The following is a 9,457-nucleotide window of genomic DNA, read 5'->3' as shown; positions in this document are numbered from 1 at the left end:
AGCGCTCGCCGCCCGCCTCAAGGCCGGGCAGGAGAGCTGAGCCGGGCCGATCGACGTCCACGACGGGACCTTCGTCCCTAACCCGCGTGGCGGTCGATCCCGCAGGCTTGCAGACATGAAGCTCGACTCGGCCGGCCTGGAGATCCTCAGCGGAGGGGAATGCCTGGACCTGCTGGCCTCCGCCCCCATCGGCAGGATCGTCTTCACCGATCGTGCCCTCCCCGCCGTCCAGCCGGTCAACTTCTGCCTGCTCGACGGGAACATCGTCATCCGCACCGCCCCCGGTTCGAAGCTCGCCGCCGCGGCGCGCAACGCCGTCGTGGCCTTCGAGGCCGACGACTTCGACGCGGCGTTCCGTACGGGCTGGTCGGTGACCGCGGTCGGGCACGCCCGCGCGGTCTGCGACCCGGAGGAGATCGCCCGCCTGTCGGCGCTGCCGCTCACGCCGTGGGTGCCCGGAACCCGTGACCACTTCATCGTGATGGCCCCCGAGCAGATCTCCGGCCGCCGGCTCAACCGATAGCACCCGCGAAGAGCGCCCGCCTCGTCTCCCGAGGCGGGCGTTCTCGCGTGCGTCATCGGGTGACCGTCAGCCGGCGGCGGAACACCCAGTAGGTCCACGCCTGGTAGGCGAGGACCACGGGGGTGAAGATCGCCGCGACCCAGGTCATGACGCCCAGCGTGTACGGCGTGGACGCCGCGTTGTGGACGGTCAGGCTGTTGGCGGGGTCGAGCGCGGGCATGACGTCCGGCCACAGACCGCCGAAGAGCGTGACGGTGACCGCGACGACGGCGGCGGCGTTGGCCGCGAAGGCCCAGCCGTCCCGGCCGCGCAGCGTCGCGACGAGCGCGCCGGCGATTCCGGCGGCGGCGACCGCCACGCTCGCCCAGGTGCCCGCGGTGCCGGTCATGAGCTGCGTGACCAGCAGGAACGCCCCGCCCAGCACGAGGGCGGCCAGACCGGTCCAGCGGGCGGCCGTCCTGGCCCGCTCCCTCAGCTCGCCGGTGGTCTTGAGCGCGGTGAACACGGCGCCGTGCAGGGTGAACAGCGCCAGCGTGGCCGCGCCGCCGAGCAGCGCGTACGGGTTGAGCAGGTCGAGCGGGCCGCCGGTGTACTCGTGCCGGGCGTCCAGCGGGACCCCGCGCACGATGTTGGCGAAGGCCACGCCCCACAGGAAGGCCGGGCCGAGCGAGCCCCAGAAGAACGCGCGGTCCCAGCCCCGGGTGCTGTCGCTCTTCGAGCGGTACTCCAGGGCGACCCCGCGCACGATCAGGGCCAGCAGGACCAGGAAGAGCGGCAGGTAGAAGCCGCTGAACAGGGTGGCGTACCACTCGGGGAAGGCGGCGAACGTGGCGCCGCCCGCGACCAGCAGCCAGACCTCGTTGCCGTCCCAGACCGGGCCGATGGCGCGCACGAGCGTGCCGCGCTCCGCCTCGTCGCGGCCGAGGAACGGCAGCAGGACGCCGACGCCGAAGTCGAATCCCTCCAGCACGAAATAGCCCGTCCACAGGACGGCGATGAGCAGGAACCAGACGGTGGTGAGTTCCATGGATGCGTCCTTCAGTACGACAGGGCCGGGAGGGCGGGCTCGTCCTGGTGGACCGCGTCCTCGGGCTCGGGCCCCTTGCGGATGAACTTCAGCAGCAGGCGGACCTCGATGACCGCGAGCACGGCGTAGACCAGAGTGAAGCCGACCAGGGTGGTGGCGACCTCGCCGACGTCGGAGCCGGGTGAGACGGCCGCGGCGGTCCGCATGACGCCGAACACGGTCCACGGCTGGCGGCCCATCTCGGTGAAGATCCACCCGAGCGTGTTGGCCAGGAACGGCAGCCCGATGCCGAGCACGCCGATCCGGTAGAACCAGGGGCTGCCGGGCAGCCTGCGGCGGCGGGTCAGCCACAGCCCGGCGAGCGCCAGCAGCCCGGCCAGCGCGCCGAAGCCGATCATCAGGCGGAACGACCAGTACGCGAGGCCGACGACGGGCCGGTAGTCGCCGGGGCCGTACGTCTTCTCGTACCTCGCCTGGATGTCGTTGATGCCCTCGACCTTCCCGTCCAGGGTGTTGGTGGACAGCAGGCTCAGGCCGTAGGGGATCTGGATGTTGACGTGGTTGCGGCCGTTCTCCACGTCGCCGACGGCGAAGATCGAAAAGCCCGCGGAGGTCTCGTCCTCCCACAGGGCCTCGGCGGCGGCCATCTTCATCGGCTGCTGCTCCGTCATGATCTGCGCCTGCCAGTGGCCGCTCAGCATCACTCCGGCCGACGCGACGAGCGTGACCGCCAGGGCGGCGCGGGCCGAGGCGCGGAACAGGTCCACCTCACGCCTGCGCGCGAGCTGCCAGGCGCTCACGCCGATGACGAACGCGCCTGCCGTCACGAACGCGCCGAAGATGACATGGGGAAACGCCGCGAGCGTGGTCGAGTTGGTCAGCACCGCCCAGATGTCGGTGAGCTCGGCGCGCCCGGTGGCCGGGTTGAGCCGGTAGCCGACCGGGTGCTGCATCCAGGAGTTGGCGGCGAGGATGAAGTACGCCGAGATGTTCGTGCCGATCGCGGCCAGCCAGATGGTCGCGAGGTGGACTCTCTTCGGCAGCTTGTCCCAGCCGAATATCCACAGGCCCAGGAAGGTGGACTCCAGGAAGAAGGCCATCAGCCCTTCCATCGCGAGCGGCGCGCCGAACACGTCGCCGACGAACCGCGAGTAGGCGCTCCAGTTCATCCCGAACTGGAACTCCTGGACGATGCCGGTGACCACGCCCATCGCGAAGTTGATCAGGAACAGGCGGCCCCAGAACTTCGTCATCCGCAGGTACGCCGCGTTGCCCGTGCGGTGCCAGGCCGTTTGGAATCCGGCCACGAGAACCGACAGGCCGATCGTGAGCGGTACGAACAGGAAGTGGTAGACGGTCGTGATGCCGAACTGCCACCGGGACAGATCCAGGACGTCCATGTGGGCTCCACACGCTGATGAGGGACGTCTGAAGCCTGGCCCAGCCCCGGATCACGGCCCCAGGGCTACCGGACCCGCCCCGCGAGGACCTTGGTCACTTCGTGGGAAATGATGGGGGCGTGCGTGCCCGTCCCGTCTCCCCGTCCCTGCTCGTGGAGGAACTCGCCGACCTGATCGCCGACCGGCCGCGCGACGCGTGGGTGCGTGTCGCCGTGGACGGCGCCCCCGCCGCCGAACCGGGACGGCTGGCCGACGACCTGGTGGAGCCGCTGCGCCTGCGCGGACGGGAGGTCCTGCGGGTGCCCGCGGCCGGGTTCCTGCGCCCGGCCTCGCTGCGGCTGGAGTTCGGCCGGACCGACCCCGACGTGTTCTACGACGAGTGGCTGGACGTGGGCGGCCTCGTCCGCGAGGTGCTCGGGCCGCTGGAGCCGGGCCGTACGGGCAGGCGTACGGGCAGGGTGCTGCCCTCGCTGTGGGACAGCGTGCGCGACCGGGCCACCCGCGCGGACTACGTGACGCTGAAGCCGGGCGGGGTCGTGCTGCTCGACGGCGCGCTGCTGCTCGGACGCGGCCTGCCGTTCGACCTGACCGTCCACCTGTCCATGTCGGCCGCCGCGCTGGCCCGCCGCACACCGCCCGAGGAGCGGTGGACGCTGCCCGCCTACGAGCGGTACGAGCGCGAGACCGGCCCGGTGCGGGCCGCCGACGTGGCCGTCCGCGTCGAGGACCCGCGCCACCCCGCCGTGATCAGTCGTTAGAGCCCGTACGCCTCCAGCAGGCGCAGCCACACCTCGCCGACGGTCGGGTACGCCGGGATGGCGTGCCACAGGTCGTCCAGGGTCACCCCGGCGGTGACCGCGATCGTCGCGGCGTGCAGCAGTTCGGCCGCCCCCGGGGCCACGAACGTCACACCGAGCAGCACCCGGCGGCGCTCGTCGACCACCGCCTTGGCCCTGCCCCGGTAGCCGTCGCCGAGGAGGTAGCCCCCGGCCACCTGCTCCATGTCGTACTCCACGACCCGCACGTCGAAGCCCTCGGCGCGGGCCTGCGCCTCCGTGCGGCCCACCGCGCACACCTGCGGATCGGTGAAGACCACCTGCGGCGCCCCGGCGCGGTCCGCGCGGTCGCGCATCCCCGGCCGGTCGTCCGCCTCGCCCCGGGCACGGGCGACGATCACGTCCGCGGCCACCCGCGCCTGGTATTTGCCCATGTGGGTGAGGAGCGCGAGGCCGTTGACGTCCCCCGCCGCGTAGAGCCAGCCGTCCGCCACGCCGGTGGCCCGCATGCTCTCGTCCACCTCGATCGGACCGGACTCCGGCAGCCCGACCGAGGCCAGGCCGAGGTCGCCGGTGGCGGACCGGCGACCGGCGGCGACCAGGATCTCGTCCGCGGTGATCGTCCCCCCGCTCGTGAGCCGCACCGTGACCTCGCCGCCCGGCTCCGGCCGCTCGACCTTCTCCGCGCTCTCGTGCGTGCGGATGTCGACGCCCTGCTCCGCCAGCGACCGCGCGACCGCCTCCCCGGCGAAGGGCTCCATCCTCGTCAGCAGCTCGCCGCCCCGGACGAGCATCGTGACCTCCCGGGCCCCGAGCCCGCGCATGGCCTGGGCCATCTCGCACGCGACCACACCGCCGCCGATCACGACGAGCCGCTCCGGTACGGCACGCACGCCGGTCGCCTCACGGTTCGTCCACGGCTCGGCCGCGGCGAGACCGGCCACGGGCGGGATCACCGGGCGGCTCCCGGTGGCCAGCACGACGGCGTGGTTCGCGACGAGCGTCCGGGTGCCGCCGTCGGACGTCGTGACCTCGACCCGCCGGGGGCCGGCGAGCCGTCCCGTGCCGCGTACGAGCGTCACGCCCGCCGAGTCGAGCCACCGGGCCTGTCCCGCGTCGTCGTAGTGCGAGACCACGGCGTCACGCCGGGCCAGCACCGCGGCGGCGTCGATCGGCCGGCCCTCGCCTGCGCCCTCCAGCCGCAGCCCCGTGACCCGGCCCACCTCTCCCGCGAGGTCCACCGGCCGCAGGAGCGCCTTACTCGGCATGCAGGCCCAGTAGGAGCACTCCCCTCCCGCCAGCTCGCTCTCCACGATGACGGTGCTCAGCCCGGCCGCCGCCACCCGTCCCGCGGCGACCTCGCCCGTCGGACCAGCGCCAATCACGATCACATCGAAGACTTCCACGGGCTCCACCCTGTCACGGGTGCTGCCGTGACGTGGAGACGAGCCCCCCTTCGTAGGCGGCGATGACCAGCTGGGCCCGGTCGCGCGCGCCGAGCTTGGCGAGCAGGTGACCGATGTGGGTCTTCACGGTGGCCGTGCTCACATGCAGGTGCGCGGCGATCTCCAGGTTGGACAGGCCGCGCGCGACGAGCGTGAGCACCTCACGCTCGCGGCCGGTCAGCCCGTCGAGGACAGGGCCGGGTCGAGGCCGGTCCGCGGCGGTCCGGGTGAACTGTGTGAACTGGGCAAACTGGGCGATCAGCCGCCGCGTCACGCTCGGCGCCAGCAGCCCCTCGCCCGCGGCGATCACGCGGATCGCGGCCAGCAGGTCGGCGGGCGGGGTGTTCTTCAGCAGGAACCCGCTCGCCCCGGCCCGCAGTCCCGCGTAGACGTACTCGTCGAGGTCGAACGTGGTGAGGATCAGCACCTTCGCGCCCGATGCCTCAGCGCAGATGCGCCGGGTCGCCTCGATGCCGTCCATGCCGGGCATGCGCACGTCCATCAGCACGACGTCGGGACGCTCGGCGCGGGCCAGTTCGACGGCCCGCGCCCCGGTGCCCGCCTCGCCGACCGCGACCAGCCCCGGCGTGCTGTCGACCAGCAGGCGCAGGCTGCCGCGCAGCAGTTCCTGGTCGTCGGCGAGCAGCACCCGGATCGGCTCGGGCTCGTTCACGTCCTCTCCTCTTCCAGCGGCAGGCGGGCGAGCACGCGGAACCCGCCGCCGGGCAGCGGGCCGGCCGTGAAGACCCCGCCGTACGCCGCGACGCGCTCGCGCATGCCGATCACACCATGTCCCGGCGGCCCGGCGGGCAGGACCCGGCGGCCCGGCCCGTCGTCGGTCACCTCGACCCGCACCTGTCCTCCCTCGTCGTCCACCAGGACACGGCAGGCCGCCGGGGCCGCGTGCCTGACCACGTTGGTGACGGACTCCTGGACGATCCGGTGGACCGCCAGCTCCAGCGCCGGGGGCAGGCCGTCCGTCACCCGCACGTCCAGGTCCACGCGTACGCCCGCGGCCGCCGCACGCTCGGCGATGTCCGGCAGCGCCGCGAGGCCCGGCGCCGGGGACAGCGCGCCGGTGTCGGCTCCGGTGTCCCCAGTGCCGGCTCCGGGGGCCGTACGCAGCACGCCGAGCATGTGCCGCATCTCGGTCAGCGCCTGTCTGCTCGTGGTCTCGATGACCCGCAGCGCCTCCAACGCCTCCTCCGGCCGCCGGTCGGCCACGTGCGCGGCGACCCCGGCCTTGACCCCGATGAGGCTGAGCGTGTGGGAGACCACGTCGTGCATCTCCCTGGCGATGCGCAATCGCTCCTCGGTCACCGCGTGCTCGGCGGCCTGCTCGGCCCGGCGCGCGGCGTACGCCCGGCGCTCCCGCACCGCCCGCCCGATCGTCCACGCGCCGCCCAGCGCGAGCGAGCCGAGCACGACGGTCTCCACGATCCGCCTGGCCTCCGGAGCGGCCGCCACGCCGCCGAGCACCGCCAGCAGCAGCGCCCCGACGGTCAGCGCTCCGATCGCCGCAGTCGGCTCCCACCGGCGCCGCCGCGTGGTGAGCGCGACCGGATAGAGCGCGTACGCCGCGGCGGCCAGCGGTTCCCGCGCGACGCCGAGCGCCATGGCCGCCACGGACGCGACCGCGACGAGGCAGAAGACCGGCAGCGGCCACCGCCGCCTGACCGCGAGCGGCAGCGTCATAGCGGCGACCAGGGCCCATGCCGCCGCGCTGTGCCGGTCGGGGGAGTTGACGACCAGCACGAACGCGTACCCCAGCCCGGCCAGCACGTCGAGCGCGACCAGTTCGCGGGGGCGCAGCGGCCGGGGGAACAACGGCCGCACGTCCGGATCGTCCACGCGCCCACGCTAGCTTTACGCGCGCACGCCCGCCTCCTGCCCCGGTCTGTCATGCCACGGTCGGAGACGCGCCCGGCAGATCGCACCGCGCTCCGACGCGGGGAACGGGCGGCCCGCGAGACCGTCGGGGCATGATCGAAGTCAGAGAGCTGACCAAGCGCTTCGGACGCACGGTCGCGGTGGACGGGCTGACGTTCCACGTGAAACCAGGCCGCGTGACCGGGTTCCTCGGGCCGAACGGCGCGGGCAAGTCCACGACCATGCGGGTGATCCTCGGCCTGGACCGCCCGGCGAGCGGCGAGGCGCTGGTGAGTGGCCGCCGCTACGACCGGCTCCGCCACCCGATGCGGAAGGTGGGCGCGCTCCTGGACGCCGGCGCCGTCCAGGGCGGCCGTACGCCCCTCGGGCACCTCGGCTGGATGGCCCGCGCCAACCGCATCGGCCGGGACCGGGTCGTGTCCGTCATCGAGCAGGTGGGCCTGGCCGGTGTGGCCCGCAAGCGGATCGCAGGATTCTCGCTCGGCATGCGCCAGCGCCTCGGGATCGCCGCCGCGCTCCTCGGCGACCCCGCGGTGCTGCTGCTCGACGAGCCGGTCAACGGCCTCGATCCGGACGGCGTGCGCTGGATTCGCGAACTGCTCCGCGGCCTCGCCGCCGAGGGACGCACGGTGCTCCTGTCGAGCCACCTGATGAGCGAGATGGAGCTCACCGCCGACCATCTGGTCGTCATCGGCCGTGGGCGGCTCATCGCGGACACCCCGATGCGGGAGCTGACCGCCGTACGGGACGTGTTCGTCCGCAGCAGCCGCGCCGGTGACCTCGCCGCCGCACTGTCGGCCGCGGGCGGAACGGTCACGGCCGAGGACGGCGGAGGCCTGTCGGTGCGCGGCCTCGACCAGGCGGAGATCGGCGACCTCGCCGCCCGGCACGCGATCCCCCTTCACGAGGTCACCCCGCGCGGCGCCTCGCTGGAGGAGACCTACATGCGGCTCACGGCAGAGGGGGCGGACCGGTGATCGACGCCCTCGCCGCCGAATGGCTCAAGCTCCGCACCCTCCGGTCCACCTCCCTCGTCCTCGGCGTCGTCGGCGTCGTCGTCGCCCTCATGGCCCTGCTGGCCTGGTACGCCGCCCACCTGTGGGACGGCCTGCCGCCCGGTCAGCGCGACCGCCTCGAGGTGTCGTCGCTGCCCGAGCTGGCCAACTGGCTCGCCTCGCTGTGCCTGGCCGTGCTGGGCGTCCTCGCCTTCTCCGGCGAGTACGGCACGGGCATGATCCGCACCACGTTCACCGTGCTGCCGTCACGCGGGCGGGTGCTCGCCGCCAAGGCCGGCGTCGTCGCGGTCGTGGCCTTCTGCACGGGGCTCGCGGCCGTGCTCGCGACGTACGCCGCCGGGCGGCTCATCATCGGTGACCGGCCCATCCGGGGGCAGTCGGCCGAGGCGCTGAGCCGGCAGATGCCGCTCTTCCTCGCGTTGAGCCTGTCCATCGCGATGTTCGCGCTGCTCGGCCTGTGCCTGGCCGCGATCACCCGCTCGGCCGTCGCCGCCGTCGCCACGCTCGTGGCGGTCTGGTACGTGGTCCCGATCATCGTCAACAACATCCCGGCGCCCTGGAACGAACGCATCGGCTCGATCCTCCCGGGCGCCCTGGCGGGCCAGCTGGCCGGCACCGGCAACCCCCAGTCGCTCGGCGGCGCGCTCCTGTCGCCGCTCGCCGCGCTCGCGGTGATGGCCGCCTGGGTGGCGGTGCCGTACGCGGTGGCCGCCGTCCTGCTGGCCCGCAGGGACGCCTGACGGATCAGCTCGCGCTCAGCGGCACGCAGGCCCCGGTGGTCGCGGTGGCCGGCTTCGCCGCCGTCGTGCCCGCGTTCACGTCCGCCCCGAGGGCCACCTTCGCCGTGAGCGAGAGGGTCAGGGGCAGGGAGAGGAGACCGGGCGTGCAGGCGGGGGCGCACGTCGCGGGCGCCGGGGCCGGCTGCACGACCGGCTTCACGACGGGCTTCACGACGGGCTTCACGACCGGCTTCACGACGGGCTTCGGCGCAGGCGTGGGCGTGGGCGCGGGCTTCACGACCGGCTTCACAACCGGCTTCACGACCGGCGCAGGGTCGGGCTTCGACGCGGCGGGCGTGGGCGTGGCTGTGGGCGTCACGGTGACGGGCCGCTTGCCGGGATCCACGGGCCGGGGCGCCGGGCGGTCCTGCTTGCCGTCCTTCTTCTCGTCCTTCTTCTCGTCCTTGTTCACGTCGACGGAGCGGTCCACGTCGCGCTTGTCCACCTGCGGGGAGACCGTCGTCTTGTTGTCCCCCTCCTGGCCGTCGCGGTTGATCTCGACCGTTTCGGGCGTGTCCTGCAGCGCGGCCAGCTGGTCCTGGTCGGCGTGCTGCAGGGCGGAGACGCTGTCGTTCTGCCAGTTGTACGGCAGTGCGGCCGA

10 protein-coding genes are annotated in these 9,457 nt (G+C 73.4%); 4 read left to right on the top strand and 6 right to left on the bottom strand.

Going from position 1 to position 9,457, the window contains the following annotated elements; genetic code table 11:
* The first annotated feature begins 115 nt into the window (after positions 1 to 115).
* A complete protein-coding gene (locus Msi02_RS40540) occupies positions 116 to 523 on the top strand; it encodes a pyridoxamine 5'-phosphate oxidase family protein (protein WP_204053040.1) in 408 nt (135 codons plus the stop codon).
* 52 nt (positions 524 to 575) lie between these two features.
* Here Msi02_RS40540 and cydB read toward each other — a convergent pair whose 3' ends face one another.
* Both cydB and Msi02_RS40530 read right to left on the bottom strand, forming a co-directional pair.
* Positions 576 to 1,550, bottom strand: a complete 975-nt coding sequence (cydB, locus tag Msi02_RS40535; protein WP_079320903.1) for a cytochrome d ubiquinol oxidase subunit II — start codon at positions 1,548 to 1,550, stop codon at positions 576 to 578.
* A gap of 11 nt (positions 1,551 to 1,561) precedes the next feature.
* Positions 1,562 to 2,950 (bottom strand): cytochrome ubiquinol oxidase subunit I, encoded by a 1,389-nt coding sequence (locus Msi02_RS40530; RefSeq protein WP_204053039.1) that lies wholly within the window; start codon positions 2,948 to 2,950, stop codon positions 1,562 to 1,564.
* Between the two features lie 119 nt (positions 2,951 to 3,069).
* Between Msi02_RS40530 and Msi02_RS40525 the strand changes: the two genes are divergently transcribed.
* Positions 3,070 to 3,708: a nucleoside/nucleotide kinase family protein gene (locus Msi02_RS40525; protein ID WP_079320901.1), complete on the top strand. Its 639-nt coding sequence runs from the start codon at positions 3,070 to 3,072 to the stop codon at positions 3,706 to 3,708.
* Here Msi02_RS40525 and Msi02_RS40520 read toward each other — a convergent pair.
* Genes Msi02_RS40520 through Msi02_RS40510 form a run of 3 tightly spaced genes read right to left on the bottom strand, consistent with a single transcriptional unit; the run spans position 3,705 to position 7,022 of the window.
* The gene (locus Msi02_RS40520; RefSeq protein ID WP_204053038.1) at positions 3,705 to 5,132 is read right to left on the bottom strand and encodes a dihydrolipoyl dehydrogenase family protein; all 1,428 of its coding nucleotides are present in this window, start codon (positions 5,130 to 5,132) and stop codon (positions 3,705 to 3,707) included. The two genes, Msi02_RS40525 and Msi02_RS40520, sit on opposite strands and share 4 nt — an antisense overlap.
* Before the next feature lie 13 nt (positions 5,133 to 5,145).
* Complete coding sequence (locus Msi02_RS40515; protein WP_204053037.1) at positions 5,146 to 5,844, bottom strand: response regulator; 699 nt, start codon at positions 5,842 to 5,844, stop codon at positions 5,146 to 5,148.
* The gene (locus tag Msi02_RS40510; RefSeq protein ID WP_204053036.1) at positions 5,841 to 7,022 is read right to left on the bottom strand and encodes a sensor histidine kinase; all 1,182 of its coding nucleotides are present in this window, start codon (positions 7,020 to 7,022) and stop codon (positions 5,841 to 5,843) included. The genes Msi02_RS40515 and Msi02_RS40510 overlap by 4 nt, the downstream gene beginning before the upstream one ends.
* A 131-nt stretch (positions 7,023 to 7,153) precedes the next feature.
* Here Msi02_RS40510 and Msi02_RS40505 point away from each other — a divergent pair, with 131 nt between their 5' ends.
* Positions 7,154 to 8,038 carry an ABC transporter ATP-binding protein gene (locus Msi02_RS40505; protein WP_204053035.1) on the top strand — a complete coding sequence of 295 codons (885 nt, stop codon included), beginning with the start codon at positions 7,154 to 7,156 and terminating at the stop codon, positions 8,036 to 8,038.
* Positions 8,035 to 8,817 (top strand): ABC transporter permease, encoded by a 783-nt coding sequence (locus tag Msi02_RS40500; protein ID WP_204053034.1) that lies wholly within the window; start codon positions 8,035 to 8,037, stop codon positions 8,815 to 8,817. The genes Msi02_RS40505 and Msi02_RS40500 overlap by 4 nt, the downstream gene beginning before the upstream one ends.
* A 4-nt stretch (positions 8,818 to 8,821) precedes the next feature.
* Here Msi02_RS40500 and Msi02_RS40495 read toward each other — a convergent pair.
* Positions 8,822 to 9,457: hypothetical protein (locus tag Msi02_RS40495; RefSeq protein ID WP_204053033.1), on the bottom strand; the 636-nt coding region annotated here is incomplete at its 5' end.

The sequence above is a fragment of the Microbispora siamensis genome (assembly GCF_016863095.1).
Lineage (GTDB): Bacteria > Actinomycetota > Actinomycetes > Streptosporangiales > Streptosporangiaceae > Microbispora > Microbispora siamensis.
Note: the sequence above shows the minus strand (reverse complement) of the source record. Positions and strands in the feature narration are given on the sequence as shown.